We start from the raw sequence: 21,092 nt of genomic DNA on the forward strand, positions 1-21,092 counted from the left end.
AAGGAGACAGATATGAGTAAAATAAAACAAAAAAATAAGTTATTCGAAATGGCACAACCTAACAAGAAATTAATGGCAGTTGCTATTTTTTTAAGTGCAACAAGTGCTATCTTCGGGTTAATCATTCCTTTGATTATTCAAAAAGTGATTGATGGGTCAGGTAGCACCCCAAGTATTGGGATGGGGCTTATTGCTCTGGGAGTATTTTTATTAGAAATAGCGATTAGTGCTCTTTCTTATTATTTGCTAACATGGATCGGTTTGAAAATGGTAAAAGGGTTACGTGAACGAATGGTAAAAAAAACCACAGCCTTTGAATTATCTTATTTTCAAATAGAAAAACCTGGTGAATTAGTGAGTCGAACAATTAACGACACTAATTTGATAAAAGAGTTTGTGGGAGAAAAAATACCACAATTAATTTCAGGAATTGTTACCCTCGTTTTTACAGTGATTATCTTATTTTATATGGATTGGCAGATGAGTATTTTAATCGTTATTTCAATGCCCTTATGCACCTTGTTTATGCTACCCTTGGGTAAAAAATTATTTAATATCTCAAAAAAAACGCAAGATAAAATCGCAGGTTTTACTGCTGATTTTACCCAAGTACTATCCTCAGCTGAGTTAGTAAAAGCCTCTAATGGCGAGGCTGAGATGGTCAGGCAGATGGAAGATGAAATTGAGTCTCTATTTACCTATGGTAAAGAGGAAGGAAAGGTTAATTCTATTTTACAACCTTTAATGATGTTTGTCGTAATGGGCTTAATTATGTTTATTGTGGCTTATGGTGGGTATCGTGTGTCCCAGGGTACCCTACTACCTGGGAAATTTATTGCTTTCATGATTTATATTTTTCAGATTATTGGTCCGGTTGTTTCTTTTAGCACAATTTTTTCTGGGTATCAAAAAGTAAAAGGGGCAACAGAACGTATTCAAGAATTAGATAAGGTTGTGACAGAAGATTTAACTAAAGGGCGTCAAGTGGTGATTGATGGTCAAGACATTCAGTTTGTTGATGTCACATTTGCCTATTCACAAGAAAAAACAATTTTAAAAAATGTATCATTTATAGCCAAACAAAATCAAACAGTGGCTTTTGTTGGACCTAGTGGTAGTGGTAAAAGTACAACTTTTAATTTAATTGAGCGCTTTTATCGGCCTAGTTCTGGGCAGATTTTAGTTGGCGGGGAAGATTTAGAAGAATTTTCTTTACAATCATGGCGTGAACAAATTGGTTATGTTCCCCAAGCTAGTACCCTATTATCTGGGACAATCCGCGATAATCTTACCTTTGGCTTAGTACGAGAAGTAACAGATGAGGAACTGGACGTTGTGATGTCTCAAGCGTGTGGTTCTGAAATTATTAAACGTCTACCAAAAGGGTATGATAGTGAGGTAGGTGAAAGGGGGAGCCTTTTATCAGGTGGAGAACGTCAACGACTGGCTATTGCCAGAGCTTTTTTACGTCAACCCAAGTTATTATTGTTAGATGAAGCAACGGCTAGTCTCGACAGTCGTTCTGAAAAAGTTGTCCAACAAGCCTTGGAAAATCTAATGGAAAATCGGACAACCTTTGTGATTGCACACCGTTTGTCTACGGTCGTTAATGCAGATAAAATATTATTTATTGAACAAGGTGAGGTAACAGGTGAGGGGACTCACCACGAATTATTAGCTAGCCACGATTTATATAAAGAATTTTGTAATCAACAATTAGCAGAATAGAGGTGTCACTTATGCTAAATATTTTAGTAATGGATGATGATCGAAAAATTAATGAATTTCTGACAATTGCTCTCGAACAAGCTGGTTTCCATGTCTTATCAGCTTTAGATGGAGAAGAGGGCTTGTCGCTCCTTGAACAAGAGACTATTGATTTGATAGTACTTGATATTATGATGCCTAAGATAGATGGGTGGGAAGTCGCCAGTTATGTTCAAGATCTAAATTTAGAAGTGCCTATCTTAATGTTAAGCGCGAAAGGACAATTAGTTGATAAATTAAAAGGGTTTGAATTAGGTATTGCTGATTATCTCCAGAAGCCTTTTTTGATTGAAGAATTGGTAGCTAGGATTCGCGCTATCTTGACTCGTTATCGAAAAATGACTCAAACTAATAGTGTTGTTGTAGGCAAGACAGTGATAGATTTTCAAGCAGGCAGTCTATCTATAAATGGTGGACAAGGAGTTAATTTACCTAAAAAAGAATTAGACCTATTGCATTATTTATATTTAAATAAAGGGCATTTAGTTAGTCGAGATAGCATTTTTAATCAGGTTTGGGGCTTGGCTTTTGTAGGGGATAGTCGAACAATTGATGTCCATATTAAAAGGTTACGTGACAAATTATTAGCTAGTGAGCTTAAGATTGTCTCGGTTCGTGGCTTAGGTTATAAATTAGAGGTGCCGTTACATGTCTAAGTCAAAAAAAATCAGTCAATTTAGTCTAACGCTAATTGGCATTGTTTTATTATTTGTTGGCGTTACCTTTCTGATTGACCATCTGCCTCTTACCTTATCTTGGTGGCTCAAATCAGGACTATCAGGTTTGTTATGGTTAGGAATAATTACGCTGATAGGTTACTTTTTGGGAGGAAGCGAGAGACAGTTTTACAAAGTAGTGACACATACGTTATTTGAAATGGGTCGAGGTAATTTTGCGATTGACTTATCGTCAGAAAAGAAAAAAATGGCACGTTTTGATGAGTGGGTAACATTTTTAAATCAAATAGAAAAAACGAGTGATAACTTAGCTAAGATGGAGGCATTGAAACAGTCTTTTATTTCAAATGTTTCACATGAGATACGTAGTCCTTTAACGTCAATTTCAGGTTTTTCTCAATTAGCTTTAAATGAAAAAGATGAGAGAAAGCGTGCTTATTATTTAGAAAATATTCAAGGTGAGTGTATGCGTTTATCTCATTTAAGTGAAAGTTTATTAAAATTAACAGAACTTGAAGAGACAAATGTGCTTCAAAAAAGTCAGATTGATTTGTCAGAGCTACTAAAACAAGTCGTAAATGGCTTTCAAATTCAGTTGATAGAGAAAAAAATCGAAATCAATTTAAAGTTAGCACCGATTAGTTATCAAGGTGAGCCAGTGCTATTTTACCAAATATGGCAAAATTTATTAGGGAACGCGATTAAATTTTCCACCTCTGGTTCTATCGTTAAGTTGGAAGTAAGTGGAACAGATGAGGCATGGGCTATCACGTTAATAGATCAGGGAATAGGTATGTCAAAAGAAAACGTAACACATATTTTTAATCGCTTCTATAAAGTTGACAAGGCGCGTAATTCGGATATAGAAGGCAATGGGTTAGGTTTAGCAATTGTCAAAGAGATAGTCACCCTTCATGAGGATTTAACGCTTGAGGTATGTAGTGATTTATCTGTTGGGACAACCTTTACATTAAATAAGCATTAAGATTGGTAAAAAACATGCTATCATTTTACGAGGTAGCGTGTTTTTAGCCTGATATAATAAGGATGCTAGTCATACTAGTAGGCTAAAAAATAATAGCTAGAATAACTAGCTTGTTTTATTATTAGCAATTAGTTATAACAGATAGGGGAGGGGACTAAATGGAATTTGCTAAACAAATTAAACAGCTACGAGCCGCTAATCAGTTAACACAAGAGCAACTTGCTCAACAATTAAATGTTTCTCGTCAAACAATTTCAAGTTGGGAAACAGGACGTAATTTACCAGATTTAGAGATGGTCGTAGTGTTGGCTAAACTATTTGACATTTCGCTCGACACTTTAATTTTAGGAGATGATAAGATGGAAAATAAATTAATTGACGATGGTAATTTAGTAAATAAATCAAGAAATAATCGAGTGAGTCTTAGCTTGATAGTCATTGGTGTAATCTGCTTTTTAATAAAGGCATTAATCAAAACAAAAGTTTTAGCAGATGGAACATTGAGTGAACCTTTTTTCTTTTTACTCCCAATTGGTTATCTTTTTATTTTTTTAGGCTTACTAATTGGGATTATTAGCTTAATTAAGGTGGTAATAAAAAAACTTTAGAAAAGCTAGGAAATATTTAGTGAGCGGTGTTAACAAAGTATTTGGAGATTACTATTTGATTCGTTAGAGAAATACTAAATGCCCCATATGCTCGCTAGGACTCCCAGATTATATGATTTAGATTTTTAAGTTGTTTGTTATTTAATTATCTGGTAAAAAAACAAAAAATATTTTTTTATACTCGTTTTTTATTGACCTATTACTAATAAAAGTCTACACTGAAGTCATCATTAATTGAGGGGATTGTTGAAATGATTCGTTATTTATTAACATTTAAAAATGTTGCAACCAGGCCGTGCTTCTAGAACTAACAATTAATTAAAAATAGAAGTGAGGAATTTACAATGACAAAATGTAACCATTGGTCTGAAACAAAATATATTAAAGATATTATTACTAACCCATTAATTGAGGCAGGAGATTATTCTTACTATTCGGGGTATTATTCATCAGGTAGTTTTGAAGATGGATGTGTTCGGTATTTATGGGGAGATGAGGTCTCTCGTCAGTTATTTAATCCCATTGAACAAATGGGTTGGCACCTTGATAAGCTACTTATTGGCAATTACGTGTGTATTGCCAGTGGCGTCACGATTTTAATGGGTGGCAACCATAATCATCAGATGGATAGTATCAGTGTTTACCCTTTTTTAGAGACCATTGCAGACACGTATGAACCACGAGGTGACACCATTATTAAGAGTGATGCTTGGTTAGGCATGAATGCGATGATTATGCCAGGAATCACAATAGGTGAGGGTGCAATTGTAGCGGCAGGTTCAGTTGTGACTAGAGATGTTGAACCTTATACTGTGGTAGGTGGCAATCCAGCGAAACCAATCAAAAAACGGTTTAACGAAAAAGAGATCGAACAACTCTTATCGATGCGTTGGTATGATTGGGAGCGACCTTTAATTGAACGTGCCCTACCCATTATTACGCAAGGCTCCGTATCAGATTTATATGACTTTTATCAACAAGAGGTATTAGCAACTAAATGATGAGTACGTAAGGCTACCTAATATTATTAGGTAGCTTTTTTTACTAATACGAAACAAGTGTTTTAGTGATTTTTATAACAAGCTTTTTACTTTATTAATTATGTTAACGCTGTCATAATAAAAGGGTGATAAACGAACAGAAGGAGTGAAGAAAATGAAAAGGTTTAAAGATAAAGTAGCGATTGTAACAGGGGGAGCCAGTGGGATTGGACTTGCAACTATTCGAGAGTTTTTTGCTGAAGGAGCTAAGGTTGTTATTGCTGATTTTTCAGATAAAGGGGCAGACATTGCAGCAGAGTTTAACCAAGAACGCAGTGAATCAGCGTTATTTATTAAAGTTGATGTTTCTCAAGAAGAGCAAGTAAAAAATTTATTCGTTGAAACGGTTAAATTTTTTGGTAAAGTTGATATTGTTTTTGCTAATGCGGGCATCGCTGATCAAGGACGTATCACTGATATTAGTTTGGCAGATTGGGATCGGATTATGGGGGTAAATTTAACTGGTGTCTTTTTGACTGATAAGTTTGCTGTCGAACAATTTTTAGCTCAAGGCTCACCGGGGGTGATTATTAATTGTGGATCCGCTCATAGTTTAGTAGCGAAAACAGGTATTACAGCTTATCCGGCAGCTAAAGGAGGGGTGAAGATGTTGACTCAGACTTTAGCTAATGACTACGCTAAAGATGGGATTCGGGTCAATACAGTGGCACCAGGCTATATTGAAACACCAATCATTGCTAGGGCTAATAGTGAGGCTAAAGAACGTTTAGTTAGTTTACACCCGATGGGACGTTTAGGTGAACCCAGAGAGATTGCTCGTGGCGTACTATTCTTAGCAAGTGAGGATGCTTCATTTATTACTGGTACAATCTTACCGATAGATGGTGGCTATACATCAGTTTAAAATAAAAAAAGTGTGTTTGTGTGACGTTTACTCACATAAACACACTTTTTTTTATTTAGAATAAAACTGTTCACTAATCGGTGTTAAAAGGCTTTTTTTAAATGGAAAATCACTTGGAATAAAAAAAGTTCAAAACTGAGCACATAAATATTATACATTTTAAATAATTCATGTTATTTTAAATGTATAATAAAAAAACAAATAGTAAAGTTCGATAGGACGTTGTATTTAGACGGTAAATTTCTTTGTGTCTATTTATGGTTTCTTTAGTAAGCGTGATCATTAGTGAATAGTTTAGCTAGCAAGGATGATTATACAGGCCCCCTTTAGAAATTAACAACATCTTCACCTTACTTACAATTAGTTCGAGAAAGGTTGGTTTAATATGAAAAAGTTTAGCTTTTTATTTATAGCAACAACGTTAATGGTATCACCTTTAGTTGGAATGGGTGCTGAAGTAGTTGGTGGGAGTCAGTTAAAAGATATTAAAGAACCTCAAATAGAATTAGCAACGGCTAAGATTGAAAAAAAATTAGCTGATATAAAAGAAGAAACAACAAAAGAACAAAAACAGAGTAAAGTGAAGGGGATGTGGGGAAGCGCCCCATTTGAATTTGAAAATGGAGTTTTTACTATTTATGAAGGTGATTTAGAAAGTCATCATATAGCACCATGGAGATCTGGCGGAGGAAATAAGATAGACCCAAAAGGTATTTTAGAAATTAAATTAGCTGGGAAGGTGAAGGCTCCAGAGTACTGCTACAGATTATTTGCAGGCGATAACACTGCTAACTCTTTGCATAATATAGTGACGTATACTAATTTAGATTTATTAGATACATCAGAAACAATAAGTATGGCAAATATGTTTAGTGATAATCGGAGCCTAACTTATTTAGATCTACGGTCATTTGATACGTCAAAAGTTACAACTATGGAGAGTATGTTTGCTAGAACACTGAAACTAGATACTTTGAAGGTAGACGGTTGGGATACTTCTAGCTTAACTCAAATGGAGAATATGTTTCAAGGAACGAGCATGAAGAATTTTAATATTAATCATTTTAATACTTCAAAGGTGACAAGTATGAGGGATGTTTTCCATGGCTGTGAGATTGATAAATTAGATATTAGCGACTGGGATACCTCGAATGTTACAGATATGGTTCAAACTTTTCATCTAAGCGAAATTAGAGATCTGAATATCAGCGGATGGGATACTGGGAAAGTTACTGATATGTTTAATATGTTTAATAGGGAACCAAGTAAATATGATAAGTGTGGACCACATAGAGTCACATTGGGAAAAAATTTTAAATTTATTGGTTACGATAATCATGCGACAAACCCAAGTTTCAACCCTCAATATGGTGTAGGGACAGGAAGATGGATAAGAGAAGATTTATTAACAAAATCATATACACCATTAAATTTTATGAAAAATTATGGAACAGGAGAACTGACACCAGGGACCTATATCGTTGAACCTAAGGAAAAGGTTGCCCAACCAATTACCATTCATTATAAGGATTTAAATGGTAAGGAATTAAGGGAGTCTACTAAACTAGAGGGTAAATTAGGATCAGTAGCTAAGATCGATATTCCTGATATCAAAGGCTACGAATTTGTTAAGTCGGATAAGGATTTAGAACTAAAATATTCTGGTTTAGCACAAGAGGTGACCTTAACTTATAAAGAAGCTGATTTTACTTCGATCAAAGCGAGTAACTCTATCATTGCTGTAGATACTAAGTGGAAAGCGGAAGATAACTTTGTTAAAGCAACCGATAAATTAGGAAATGAGGTTAGTTTTGATAAGGTTAAAGTAAGTGGTGAGGTTGATACTTCAAAAGTTGGTAATTATAGCGTGACCTATCGTTATGGTGGCTTTTCAACAACGATTATTGTGGTAGTTGTCGAAAAACCAGAACGTCCAGAAGTTTGGCCTGGTGAAGAGATCAACAAAACGAGTATTGAAGCTAAGAATTCAAAAATTGCGGTAGATACTAAATGGGAAGCGAAAGACAACTTTGTCAAAGCGACAGATAAATTAGGAAAAGATGTTAAGTTAGAAAAAGTTAACGTTACAGGTGAGGTTGATACTTCAAAAGTTGGTGAATACAAAGTAACGTATGCCTATGGTGGTTTACGCACAACCATCACAGTAACCGTTGTTGAAAAACCAGAACGTCCAGAAGTGTGGCCTGGTGAAGAGATCAACAAAACGAGTATTGAAGCTAAGAATTCAAAAATTGCGGTAGATACTAAATGGGAAGCGAAAGACAACTTTGTCAAAGCGACAGATAAACTAGGTAAAGAAGTTAACTTTGAAGACGTTAAAGTCAGTGGTAAAGTTGATACGTCGAAAGTTGGCGAATACAAAGTAACGTATGAATACGGGGGAATGCGTACAACCGTTACCGTAACCGTAGTTGAGAAACCAGAACGACCAGAAGTCTGGCCTGGTGAAGAGATCAACAAAACAAGTATTGAAGCTAAGAATTCAAAAATTGCGGTAGATACTAAATGGGAAGCGAAAGACAACTTTGTCAAAGCGACAGATAAACTAGGAAAAGATGTTAAATTTGAAGACGTTAAAGTAACTGGCGATGTAGATACGTCGAAAGTTGGCGAATACAAAGTAACGTATAAATACGGAGATAAGCGTGTAACCGTTACTGTAACAGTAGTCGAAAAACCAGAACGTCCAGAAGTTTGGCCTGGTGAAGAGATCAACAAAACAAGTATTGAAGCTAAGAATTCAAAAATTGCGGTAGATACTAAATGGGAAGCGAAAGACAACTTTGTCAAAGCGACAGATAAACTAGGAAAAGATGTTAAGTTAGAAAAAGTTAGCGTTACAGGTGAAGTTGATACGTCGAAAGTTGGCGAATACAAAGTAACGTATAAATACGGAGATAAGCGTGTAACCGTTACTGTAACAGTAGTCGAAAAACCAGAACGTCCAGAAGTTTGGCCTGGTGAAGAGATCAACAAAACAAGTATTGAAGCTAAGAATTCAAAAATTGCGGTAGATACTAAATGGGAGGCGAAAGACAACTTTGTCAAAGCGACAGATAAACTAGGAAAAGATGTTAAATTTGAAGACGTTAAAGTAACTGGCGATGTAGATACGTCGAAAGTTGGCGAATACAAAGTAACGTATAAATACGGAGATAAGCGTGTAACCGTTACTGTAACAGTAGTCGAAAAACCAGAACGTCCAGAAGTTTGGCCTGGTGAAGAGATCAACAAAACAAGTATTGAAGCTAAGAATTCAAAAATTGCGGTAGATACTAAATGGGAATCGAAAGACAACTTTGTCAAAGCGACAGATAAACTAGGAAAAGATGTTAAGTTTGAAGACGTTAAAGTAACTGGCGATGTAGATACGTCGAAAGTTGGCGAATACAAAGTAACGTATAAATACGGAGATAAGCGTGTAACCGTTACTGTAACAGTAGTCGAAAAACCAGAACGTCCAGAGGTTTGGCCTGGTGAAGAGATCAACAAAACAAGTATTGAAGCTAAGAATTCAAAAATTGCGGTAGATACTAAATGGGAAGCGAAAGACAACTTTGTCAAAGCGACAGATAAACTAGGAAAAGATGTTAAATTTGAAGACGTTAAAGTAACTGGCGATGTAGATACGTCGAAAGTTGGCGAATACAAAGTAACGTATAAATACGGAGATAAGCGTGTAACCGTTACTGTAACAGTAGTCGAAAAACCAGAACGTCCAGAAGTTTGGCCTGGTGAAGAGATCAACAAAACAAGTATTGAAGCTAAGAATTCAAAAATTGCGGTAGATACTAAATGGGAAGCGAAAGACAACTTTGTCAAAGCGACAGATAAACTAGGAAAAGATGTTAAGTTAGAAAAAGTTAGCGTTACAGGTGAAGTTGATACGTCGAAAGTTGGCGAATACAAAGTAACGTATAAATACGGAGATAAGCGTGTAACCGTTACTGTAACAGTAGTCGAAAAACCAGAACGTCCAGAAGTTTGGCCTGGTGAAGAGATCAACAAAACAAGTATTGAAGCTAAGAATTCAAAAATTGCGGTAGATACTAAATGGGAGGCGAAAGACAACTTTGTCAAAGCGACAGATAAACTAGGAAAAGATGTTAAGTTTGAAGACGTTAAAGTAACTGGCGATGTAGATACGTCGAAAGTTGGCGAATACAAAGTAACGTATAAATACGGAGATAAGCGTGTAACCGTTACTGTAACAGTAGTCGAAAAACCAGAACGTCCAGAGGTTTGGCCTGGTGAAGAGATCAACAAAACAAGTATTGAAGCTAAGAATTCAAAAATTGCGGTAGATACTAAATGGGAAGCGAAAGACAACTTTGTCAAAGCGACAGATAAACTAGGAAAAGATGTTAAGTTAGAAAAAGTTAGCGTTACAGGTGAAGTTGATACGTCGAAAGTTGGCGAATACAAAGTAACGTATAAATACGGAGATAAGCGTGTAACCGTTACTGTAACAGTAGTCGAAAAACCAGAACGTCCAGAAGTTTGGCCTGGTGAAGAGATCAACAAAACAAGTATTGAGGCAGAAAGTTCAACAATTGTCGTAGATACTAAGTGGGAAGCGAAAGACAACTTTGTCAAAGCGACAGATAAACTAGGAAAAGACGTTAAATTTGAAGACGTTAAAGTAAGTGGCGATGTAGATACGTCGAAAGTTGGCGAATACAAAGTAACCTATGAATACGGCGGTATGTCAACCGTTGTGATCGTAACAGTAGTCGAAAAACCAGAACGTCCAGAAGTGTGGCCTGGTGAAGAGATTAATAAGCTAAGCATTGAAGTTCGCAGTTCAACAATTGTTGTAGGTAATAAATGGGAAGCTGAAGACAACTTTGTCAAAGCGACAGATAAATTAGGAAAAGACATTAACTTTGAAGACGTCAAAGTAAGTGGTGAAGTTGATACCTCAAAAGTTGGGGATTATCAAGTATCATTTACATATGATGGCATGACAGTGACGACAACCGTCCTAGTAGTCGAAAAGCCAGAGCGTCCAGAAGTTTGGCCTGGTGAAGAAATTAATCAAGAAAGTATTGAAGCGCAATCTTCAACTCTAGTTTTGGGAAGCGCGTGGGAAGCGAAAGATAACTTTATTAAAGCGACAAATAAATTAGGAAAAGCTGTTAAATTTGAAGACGTTAGAGTCAGTGGTGAGGTTGATACTTCAAAAGTAGGCGAATATGAGGTGATTTATGCTTATGGTAGTGCAAGTGCAAGCGTAAAAGTGACTGTAGTTGAAAAACCAGAACGTCCAGAAGTCTGGCCTGGTGAAGAGATCAATAAAACAAGTATTCAAGCCAAAAATTCAACAATTGTTGTTGATAGTCAGTGGGAAGCGAAAGATAATTTTGTCAAAGCAACAGATAAATTAGGTGAAGAAGTATCTTTTGATGAAATTAAAGTAAATGGAAAAGTTGATACAACACAACCTGGTGACTATCAAGTTAGTTACGATTATGATGGTATGAGTATTGTTGTAACAGTAACTGTAGTAGAAGAACCAGAGCGTCCAGAAGTGTGGCCTGGTGAAGAAATAAATAAAACGAGTATTAATGTTCAAAATGTGATGTTAACAGTTGGGACATCGTGGGAAGCGAAAGATAACTTTATTAATGCCACTAATAAATTAGGTGAAGAGGTCACCTTTGATGACATTGATGTAACAGGCGAGGTTGATACGTCAAAAGTTGGGGACTACAAAGTGACTTATCACTATGGTGGCTTAAGTATAAGTGCTATTGTGACAGTTGTTGAAGAACCAGAGCGTCCAGAAATCTGGCCAGGTGAAGAAATTAATCAGACAAGTTTAGTAGTCCAAAACTCAACGATTGTAGTTGGAAGTGAGTGGACAAGTGAAGATAACTTTATTCAAGCAACTGATAAGAATGGTGAAGCGTTAGCCTTTAATCAAATTAAAGTGAGTGGTGAAGTTGATACAACTAAACCTGGTGAGTATCAAGTAACTTACAAAAATCAGGGTATGATTGCAATCGCAACAATTACAGTTGTCGAAGAGCCAGAGCGTCCAGAAGTCTGGCCAGGTGAAGAAGTGGATCAATCAATGATTCAAGTTCAAAATTCAACAGTTGTAATTGATAGTGAGTGGCAAGCTGAGGATAACTTTGTGAAGGCGACAGACAAACAGGGACAATTAGTTGATTTCACTAAAATCAAAGTTGAGGGAGAGGTAGATACGTCAAAAGTAGGCGACTATCAAGTTACTTATGCTTATAACAATCAAGTGGCAACAGCAACTATTACAGTAGTAAAAGTTCCAGAACGTCCAGAAGTCTGGCCAGGTGAAGAAGTTAACAGAACAAGCTTGCAAGTAAGAAGTTCTAGTATTGTTAAAGGTGCCGAGTGGCAAGCTAAGGATAACTTTATTCAAGCGACGAATAAATTAGGTGAAGAGGTTAATTTCTCAGAAGTTAGGGTGGTAGGAGATGTTGATACGGCTCAGGTTGGTGAGTATCAAGTAACATATGACTATCAAGGTATTAGCGCGATGATAACCGTTACTGTTGTCGAAAAACCAGAACGCCCAGAAGTCTGGCCGGGTGAGGAAATTAATAAGTCAAGTTTACAAGTTAAAGGTTCAACTATTTTAGTAGATAGTAAGTGGCAAGCGAAGGACAACTTTATTCAAGCAACTGATAAAGAGGGGAAAGAAGTCGATTTTGCTAAAGTAAAAGTCACAGGAGAAGTTGATACGTCAAAAGTCGGGAGCTATGATGTGATTTATAGCTATGGCGGCATGTCAACAACAGCAACAATTACGGTGGTAGATAAACCAGAGCGTCCAGAAGTGTGGCCAGGCGAAGAAGTCAATAAAACAAGCTTGCAAGTGAAAAACTTGGTCTTGGAGATTGGAAGTAAATGGGAAGCGAAAGACAACTTTGTTGGTGCGACAACTAAGTTAGGGAAAGAAGTCGTATTTGAAGAAGTGAACTATTCAGGTGAGGTTGATACTTCTAAAACTGGGGATTACGAAATTGTCTATAGTTATGGTGGGCTAAAAGCAATAGCGATCGTAACAGTTATTGATAAAGAAGACTCAGATCAAGACAAAGATAAAGATCAAGACAAAGACAAAGACAAAGATAAAGATCAAGATCAAGACAAAGACAAAGACAAAGACAAAGATAAAGATAAAGATAAAGAACAAGACAAAGACAAAGATAAAGATAAAGATAAAGAACAAGATAAAGAACAAGACAAAGATAAAGAACAAGACAAAGACAAAGAACAAGATAAAGACTTAAATAAAAACAACGGTCAAGACAACGGAAAAGATAATGATTTTGGAATAAATAATAATGACACCTCACAAAATAAAGTTAGTGATGGTCAAAGAGAGGATGGTGCTAGTAACAAAACTATTGGGACGGATCTGACGACTAGACAGGGAGTATTAAGAACAACAACTACTAATCAAGACGGTACAAAAAATGCTGTGTCAGCCTCAGTTCCAACTAATGGGCTAGAACGAACACAAGTAACACCAGCACCAGTTAAAGGTCAGCAAACAACAGGAAATGATGTTATAGCAGATACACACAAAAAATTAGGTACAAGTCTTCCTGTTAGTGGTAAAGATATTAGTCAAACAACCTTACCGCAAACAAATGAAAAAAATGACTCATGGCTAGTTATCTTAGGTGGTTTCCTGTTAGGTCTAGTTACATTGTTTAGAAATAAAACTAAATAACCAAATAAAGTAAAAGAACCCTATCTATTGATGGGTTCTTTTACTTTATTAAGGCTAAAGGCGGATGTCGAACTGGTCATTATCTCTTATAATAATGATTGAATAAAATAGGGGGAGATATGATGGGAAAAACAAAAATAAAAGGACGAGTATTATTAATAGCATACTTAGTGGTACTGGTCTGGATTTTATTATTTAAATTTGCTTTCTCAATTGATGACATTATAGCAGTATTTCATAATCAAGGGAGGAGCATTAATTTATTGCCCTTTTCAGAATCAGTCATTGTTAATGGTCACATTGATATCAGTGAAATAATCAATAATTTAGTTATTTTTATCCCTTTTGGCGGATTATTAGGAATCTTAGGTGAAAAGAGAGGCTTTATTAAGTCGCTAAGTTTAATTTTATTATTTAGTTTGCTAGTAGAAGCTAGCCAATTTATCCTAGGCATAGGAGCTACCGATATTACCGATATTGTGATGAATAGTTTAGGTGGGGTGATTGGTTTAGTGAGTTATGGTGTATTAGCAAAGTATATCAATCGCTCTAAATTAGATAGATTTTTGGTTAATATAGGCACGTTATTGTTTAGTCTGATTTTGGCGACATTAGTTTTTTTACTTATTTTTAATATGTGATTTTAAAAGATCTTGGTTAAGTGTCAAGGTCTTTTTTTGTAAATTTTATCTTTTTATACGCCTTTAAAATGGGAAAAAATGTAAATTTATAATACTTATCAGTAAGGTGGATGTCATATCAAAGAGACTCTCGTTATACTTGTTTTGTGAACGTTCGCAAAAAATAACTGTAAAAAGAGAGGTTGTCATTGTGGATAAATTATTGAATTTAGTTGAAGCCAAACTAGCCCCATTAGCACAAAGATTGGATCGGAATCGTTATTTGACAGCAATTAAAGATGGTTTTTTTGTGGTCATGCCTTTATTAATTATTGGGTCGGCTTTTTTACTTGTTACACAGTTACCTTTTAAACCCTATTTAAATTTTATGGAAAGTCTATTAGGCAAAGAGTGGACTTCTTATTTTTTAGTTGTAAATACTATGACAATGAATATGATGACTTTGTTTGTTGTTTTAGGAATAGCTAGAAGCCTGGCAAGACAGTATAAAATTGATACGATTGGGAGTCAAGCTATCTCCCTACTTTCTTTTTTTATTTTGACACCTGTCATAACAGATAAGGCAGGTGCTGAAGGTTTACCGATTGGTAACTTTGGTGCAGCAGGCTTATTTATTGGCATGATGTCAACGATTGCGACAGTGGAACTTTTTCGATTAGTGATCAAAAAAGGTTGGATTATCAAAATGCCAGAATCAGTTCCCCCCAATGTCGCTAATTCTTTTTCCGCACTTATTCCAGGATTTATTGTAGTCGTTATTTTTAACTTAATTCGAATTTTATTTTTAGTGACGCCTTATGAAACTGCGCATAATTTTGTCTTTGAGATTTTACAAAAGCCGTTATTATCATTAGGAAGTTCTTTGCCAGCATTAATTGTACTACTATTATTTGAGGCATCTATGTGGGCCTTTGGTATTCATGGCTCAAATATTATGTTGGCCGTTATGACGCCTATCTGGACAGCTCTAGCAGTTGAAAATGCTGAGGCTTTTGCTCGCGGAGATGTTTTACCTAATATTGTTAATATGCAATTTTATAGTAATTTTATCAAATTAGGTGGTGCTAGCGGGACAATTGGCTTAGCAGTAGCTTGCATGTTTTTTGCTAAGTCTAGTCAGTATAAAACGTTAGGAAAACTATCTTTTGGACCTGCACTATTCAATATTAATGAGCCTTTGATTTTTGGAATGCCGATAGTTTTAAATCCTATTATGTTAATTCCTTTTATCCTATGTCCTATTATTTTAGGGATTTTAAGTTATATCGCAATGGCGACAAAGTTAGTTCCGATTACTAATGGCTTACAATTACCTTGGACTATGCCACCTATTTTTTCAGGATTTATATTATCAGGTTGGCGTGGTGCTGTTTTTCAGGTGATTGAGATGTTTGTTAGTTTTATGATTTTCTTTCCATTTTTTAAGCTTGAAGACAGAAAAGCTTTGGCAATTGAAGAAAATAAAGGTAAATAGTAGGAACAAAGAAGAACGGTCTGAAACTCACATATCAGACCGTTCTTCTTTGAGTGTTTCTAACTTTGAACAACGAGGATCATTCATTTTTGAAATTAAAATATTATGATCTAAATTTGTTTGATAATTAAGTGAAAAGACGCCAGAGTACAGAATATCTAAGATTAAACAGATTGAGTGATGACTACTAAATCCACTAACTTTAGAATATAGTTTTTCTCGTGTTGATATTTTTAAAGAACAATTGGAGGCATTAGCAATGGTATTTTCTCCCATATTAGTTAAGGAGAGTATTTGAACTTTATTTTTTTTCAAGATAGGTAGCAGATGAGTAATAGAGCTGTTTTCACCACTATAAGAAATTAAAAAAGCTAAAACATTTTCGTTAGCATTAGCAGCTTCAAAGACTTTTTCTCCATCTAAGCTAACAATGGAGATGTTTTTTTTGATTCTAGTCATCTTATGAGCAAAATCCTGTGCTAGGTAAATATTAATATTACTAGTAAAAATTTTTATTTGTGGAGACTCATCCAATAATCTTATAGCTTGGGATAAGTCATCATGATGTAGGAGATGTAAGGTGTCAGTGACAGTTTCTTGAACTAACGTTCCAACTTTATTAGCAATTTTCATACAAGAGTCTTTGGCAGTAAAAGGAAAATTGGCATCAATATTATTGAAATGGGTATCGAGATAGTTCACTTCTTCTAAAAATTCTTTTTTAAAAGCTGTCCATCCGCGATAACCTAATTTATTAGAAATACGAATCAAAATGGATGGGCTGATAAAGGTCTCATTTGAAATCTCTTTGATAGTTTTATTGGCAATAGCTAAACGTTGTTCTAAAAGGTAATCAATTACTAATCGCTCAGTAGTTGAAAAGATCGGTTGTTTTAATTTTTCCGTTAAGAGCATATTAGCCTCCTTTATTAGTTTTTATTTAACTTTATTGTAACGTAAATACTATGGTTTGTAAGCAATTACAAGTAATGTAAATTTTTATTACTAAAATTTACAAATTTAAGATGGTTCTTGTGTTTTTTTGTAAATTAACTTTTTTCCTTGGAAAATATGTTCTCAATAAAAGAGGGGTCATTTAAACTTAAAGAGTAATCAAAACAGCTAAGGAGTGACGATAATGAGTAAAAAAGAAGGAATTAAAATCGCAACAATTGGCGGAGGTTCAAGTTATACACCAGAGTTAATGGAAGGATTTATCAAACGTTATGAAGAGTTACCAATTCGTGAGATTTGGTTAGTAGATATTGAAGCTGGGAAAGAAAAATTAGAAATTGTTGGCGCAATGGCCAAAAGAATGTGGGAGGCTTCGCCTTATGAGGTTGAGGTTCACCTAACACTAGATCGTGAGGAAGCATTAAAAGATGCTGATTTTGTAACGACACAATTCAGAGTCGGACTATTGGATGCTCGTGTAAAAGATGAGCGTATCCCGGCTTATTACGGTATGATTGGTCAAGAAACCAATGGAGCAGGTGGAATATTTAAAGCTTTTAGAACTATTCCTGTTATTTTGGATATTGTAGAAGACATGAAACGACTTTGTCCAGAAGCATGGTTGATTAATTTTACCAATCCAGCTGGGATGGTTACAGAAGCAATTGTTCGCTATGGAAAATGGGAAAAAGTGATGGGGTTATGTAACGTACCGGTAGGTGCAATGATGATGGAGCCAAAATTATTAGAAACGACTTTAGATCAGTTGGTCTATAAGTTTGCAGGCTTAAATCATTTTCATTGGCATCGTGTAGCCGATGCTGATGGAAACGACGTTACCATGAAGATTATTGATAAAATGTATAGTGAGGACGCAGGTTTGCCTGCTAATATCTTTGATATTCCATTCTTTAAAGAACAGTTAGAGCAAATGAAAGCTATTCCATGTGGGTATCATCGTTATTATTATCGTGAACAAGAGATGTTGGCTCATGCTTTAGAAGAGTATGAAACGATTGGAACTCGTGCTCAGCAGGTAAAAGAAACAGAAGCAGAATTATTTGACTTGTATAAAGATGTCAATTTAGATCATAAACCAGAGCAACTAGCAAAACGTGGAGGCGCGCATTATTCGGACGCTGCGTGTGAAACGATTGCATCAATTTACGCTAATAAAAATACACATATTGTTGTTTCAACCAAAAATAATGGAGCAGTGCCAGATTTACCGGCTGATTGTGTCGTTGAAGTCTCTGCTTTTGTTGGTGCAGCAGGTGCGTTACCAATTGCCTTTGGTAGCTTACAAGCTGCTGAGAGAGGTTGGCTACAAGTAATGAAGAATATGGAGCTAGTGACAATTGAAGCAGCCATTACTGGTGACTATGGTTTAGCTTTACAAGCCTTTACGATTAATCCACTTGTTACATCTGGTGAGACTGCTAAACAAATTTTAGATGAATTATTAATTGCACACAAAGAGTTCTTACCTAATTTTGCGGAAACTATTTATCGTTTAGAAGCAGAAGGGGTTACGGTCAAAGATCCTATTGTTAAAGAGATGTTGAAAAATTAAATAATACTATAATAAAAAGTAGACAATTATTTGTCTACTTTTTTACGTTATTTTATATGATTTTAAGTTGTGGCAAGGAATCAATAGTTTTATCGGAGAAGTTATATATCTTGTATTAGTAATAGTGACAGCTGTGATTCAGACGAATGACAGCCAAGGAAGTTTTTCTTGGTCTAACAGTAGCCAAACTATTTTATTAGTATTATTTATATATTAATTGTTAAGGGCTCAAATTGGTCATTAATAGTCATTATATAGTCTACTGAGCAAGTATTGTTTGAACGTAAACAATAACCCCACCGCTATCAGCATTGCTTTATTTTACAATAAGCTACAGTACCCTTGTAGGAATAAGTTCTGGTCTTTTTTATAGCGTTTATTTTTTATTGAAGAATAGTAAAAAATGGTATACTACATCTGACTAAGGAAAAGGGAGGTAACATGATGAGAGAGTATGAGCAAGTTTATGAAGGAGCAAAAAATATCGGTGGCTGGCTAATTCCTGATGAAGAAGTTGAAGAGTATACAGCCAAGCGTCAAGCACTGATAGATTATTTATATTCAGAGTTAAAACAGAGATATACCAATGTTTATATTGGAGGGAAAGGATCTGAAGATGGAGACTATATTTCTGCAAGTGAAGGTAAAAAGGCAAGGGATATGGGAAGTGTTTTTGTTCATTTTGACCCAGTGGAAGTTGATAAATTTTGTGGATTTGAGGATAAAAAAGAGTATTTGAAAGAGTTACTTTTTTTCAATCAGAAAGAGTATGACTATTATCAAGATGATCAAAAACTGGATTTAGAAGGTCAAGATGCCTTGGACGATTGGCAGGCTTTTATTTCAAAAGAGTATGAATTAGAATTTAAAAAAGAGTATCCGTATCCACGCTTATAAAAGATATTTTTTGGAGGGAATTAATGTATCAATTAATAAAAAACTATAGGGGAGACAGTAACTATCGCAGTAGTTTTTTTGATTTAGCGAAAAAGATATTCGGCTTAGATTTTGATATTTGGTATCAAAAAGGTTGTTGGAACGATCAGTATATCTGTTATTCTTTTGTGGATGAAGGGCAAGTTATTGCCAATGCGTCTGCTAATTTTTTAACCGTTATTAAAGAAGGAAAACCGTATAAGCTTATCCAGTTAGGAACGGTGATGACGGCTGAAAATTATCGCAGACAAGGGTTAGCCAAGCAGCTAATTAAGACGATTATTGCAGACTATCAAGATGAAGTTGATGGTATCTACTTATTTGCTAATGAGACTGTTCTAGATTTTTATCCAAAGATAGGTTTTGAAAGGCAAATAGAATCAAATTTTACCATTAATCATGCTACTAATAGGCTAGAAGGTCAACGTGGAACTGATAAACAGTGGCGTAAACTAAATCCAGATAACCAGGATGATTGGGCACTTTTGACAGATTATAGCCAAAGAAGACTTCTTAATTCAACTCAGTTAGATGTAATTGAGAACGAAGCATTATTAGGCTTTTATTTTATGTTAGCCTTCAAAGATAAGATGTATTATTCTGACACATTTAAAACGATTGTATTGTGTGAAGAAATCGAAAAGACGTTGTATTTATACGATGTTTTATCTTTGGAAAAAGTTAAGCTGAAGACTTTAATTACGTCTCTTGCTAGTAAACTAAGCGAGACAACAGAGCTAGGCTTTATGAGTCAAGATGATTCTGTCGTAATAAATTCTGAGGAAGCTTTGGACACAGATGATTATTTATTTGTCTTACCGGGATTTGTTTTACCAACAGCCCCTTTTTTATTTCCTTTAACATCACATGGTTAGTAAGCTAGATTTAAACCTCTCATTATGAGAGGTTTTTTTGTAAATTTGTTATTTACTTCCAAGTATTTTATGATAAAGATAATAAAATTAGTTATTAAAGAAAATAGGGGATACTATGGAAAATTCATTGGTAAGAAAACTTGCTGAAAATAAAAAATTAAGTTTATTAGAAAGAGATGTCTTGAATTACATTGTAAAGAACAGCGAAAGTGTTTCAAAGATGGGCATTAGAGAGGTTGCTAAAAATATGCATACTTCAACTTCCACCATCATGCGTTTATCAAAAAAACTAGGATTTAATGGCTATATTGACATGAATTATAAGTTGATTCCATTGATAGAAGGCAAATCGTTTGAGAAACAGGAAAATTATGAAGGGATTTTTGATGGTGGGGGGTTCTTAAAATTAAATGAGCAAGCGGTTTTTAAAGAAATCGGACAAATTTTGACAGAGTTAGATAAGCAATTCATTTTTGTTTATGCGAATGGTTTTTCAGGAATTATCGCTGAATACTTATATAAAAAATTATTAGTACTAGGAAAAAGAGTGATGTTTTCAACTGGAAATGATTCAGTTGGCGTTTTTGAAAATAATTTAGAAGACATTGGTTTGTTTATTACCATCTCTAAATCAGGAGAAACTCAGAAAGTTATTGAGAAAGCAACCACGGCGCGTGAAAATAAGATTCCTGTCATTTCATTTACTAATGATGGTTACAGTGCGTTATCTGAACTTTCTACCCACTGGATAAAAATAAAAGATACCAAAAAATACGATGATTATAATGCTAGTCCTAATAATTTTTTTCCGCAAGTTTTAATGGCCCTAGAGGTGATGGTTTATGAATACACGATTTTGGTACAAAATCAATTGAAACAAGAAACAAGTTCCTAGTTAGGGTAACTTGTTTCTTGTTTTTGTTAAGCGGTTACATATCTGGCTGAGACGTTGT

General features: G+C 35.1%; 14 protein-coding genes. 13 read left to right on the top strand and 1 reads right to left on the bottom strand.

The window, feature by feature from the left end:
* The first annotated feature begins 12 nt into the window (after positions 1-12).
* The 9 genes from OL234_RS03580 (at position 13) to OL234_RS03620 (ending at position 15,801) form a co-directional block, all read left to right on the top strand.
* A complete protein-coding gene (locus tag OL234_RS03580) occupies positions 13-1,728 on the top strand; it encodes an ABC transporter ATP-binding protein (RefSeq protein ID WP_275469802.1) in 1,716 nt (571 codons plus the stop codon).
* Positions 1,729-1,739: 11 nt separating this feature from the next.
* Entirely contained in the window at positions 1,740-2,423 is a 684-nt protein-coding gene (locus tag OL234_RS03585) for a response regulator transcription factor (RefSeq protein WP_275469803.1), read from the top strand.
* Complete coding sequence (locus OL234_RS03590; RefSeq protein WP_275469804.1) at positions 2,416-3,429, top strand: sensor histidine kinase; 1,014 nt, start codon at positions 2,416-2,418, stop codon at positions 3,427-3,429. The genes OL234_RS03585 and OL234_RS03590 overlap by 8 nt, the downstream gene beginning before the upstream one ends.
* Before the next feature lie 158 nt (positions 3,430-3,587).
* On the top strand, positions 3,588-4,037 hold the full coding sequence (locus OL234_RS03595) for a DUF3955 domain-containing protein (RefSeq protein ID WP_275469805.1): 450 nt from the start codon (positions 3,588-3,590) through the stop codon (positions 4,035-4,037).
* Between the two features lie 344 nt (positions 4,038-4,381).
* Complete coding sequence (locus OL234_RS03600; protein ID WP_275469806.1) at positions 4,382-5,038, top strand: CatB-related O-acetyltransferase; 657 nt, start codon at positions 4,382-4,384, stop codon at positions 5,036-5,038.
* Positions 5,039-5,192: 154 nt separating this feature from the next.
* Positions 5,193-5,942 carry an SDR family NAD(P)-dependent oxidoreductase gene (locus OL234_RS03605; RefSeq protein WP_275469807.1) on the top strand — a complete coding sequence of 250 codons (750 nt, stop codon included), beginning with the start codon at positions 5,193-5,195 and terminating at the stop codon, positions 5,940-5,942.
* Between the two features lie 385 nt (positions 5,943-6,327).
* Positions 6,328-13,686, top strand: a complete 7,359-nt coding sequence (locus OL234_RS03610; protein ID WP_275469808.1) for a bacterial Ig-like domain-containing protein — start codon at positions 6,328-6,330, stop codon at positions 13,684-13,686.
* A 122-nt stretch (positions 13,687-13,808) separates the two neighbouring features.
* Positions 13,809-14,327 (top strand): VanZ family protein, encoded by a 519-nt coding sequence (locus OL234_RS03615; RefSeq protein ID WP_275469809.1) that lies wholly within the window; start codon positions 13,809-13,811, stop codon positions 14,325-14,327.
* Positions 14,328-14,517: 190 nt separating this feature from the next.
* Positions 14,518-15,801: a PTS sugar transporter subunit IIC gene (locus OL234_RS03620; RefSeq protein ID WP_275469810.1), complete on the top strand. Its 1,284-nt coding sequence runs from the start codon at positions 14,518-14,520 to the stop codon at positions 15,799-15,801.
* A 27-nt stretch (positions 15,802-15,828) separates the two neighbouring features.
* On the opposite strand, the gene OL234_RS03625 is transcribed toward OL234_RS03620, so the two are convergent.
* Positions 15,829-16,716, bottom strand: a complete 888-nt coding sequence (locus tag OL234_RS03625; protein ID WP_275469811.1) for a MurR/RpiR family transcriptional regulator — start codon at positions 16,714-16,716, stop codon at positions 15,829-15,831.
* A gap of 223 nt (positions 16,717-16,939) precedes the next feature.
* Here OL234_RS03625 and OL234_RS03630 point away from each other — a divergent pair, with 223 nt between their 5' ends.
* The 4 genes from OL234_RS03630 to OL234_RS03645 all read left to right on the top strand — a co-directional run bounded on the left by OL234_RS03630 (position 16,940) and on the right by OL234_RS03645 (position 21,034).
* Positions 16,940-18,328, top strand: a complete 1,389-nt coding sequence (locus OL234_RS03630) for a 6-phospho-beta-glucosidase (protein WP_275469812.1) — start codon at positions 16,940-16,942, stop codon at positions 18,326-18,328.
* Positions 18,329-18,772: 444 nt separating this feature from the next.
* A complete protein-coding gene (locus OL234_RS03635; RefSeq protein WP_275469813.1) occupies positions 18,773-19,225 on the top strand; it encodes a hypothetical protein in 453 nt (150 codons plus the stop codon).
* Between the two features lie 23 nt (positions 19,226-19,248).
* Positions 19,249-20,139: a GNAT family N-acetyltransferase gene (locus OL234_RS03640; protein WP_275469814.1), complete on the top strand. Its 891-nt coding sequence runs from the start codon at positions 19,249-19,251 to the stop codon at positions 20,137-20,139.
* 115 nt (positions 20,140-20,254) lie between these two features.
* Complete coding sequence (locus OL234_RS03645) at positions 20,255-21,034, top strand: MurR/RpiR family transcriptional regulator (protein WP_275469815.1); 780 nt, start codon at positions 20,255-20,257, stop codon at positions 21,032-21,034.
* Positions 21,035-21,092 lie beyond the last annotated feature (58 nt).

It is taken from the genome of Vagococcus intermedius, from assembly GCF_029144185.1.
In the GTDB taxonomy this organism is placed as follows: domain Bacteria; phylum Bacillota; class Bacilli; order Lactobacillales; family Vagococcaceae; genus Vagococcus_D; species Vagococcus_D intermedius.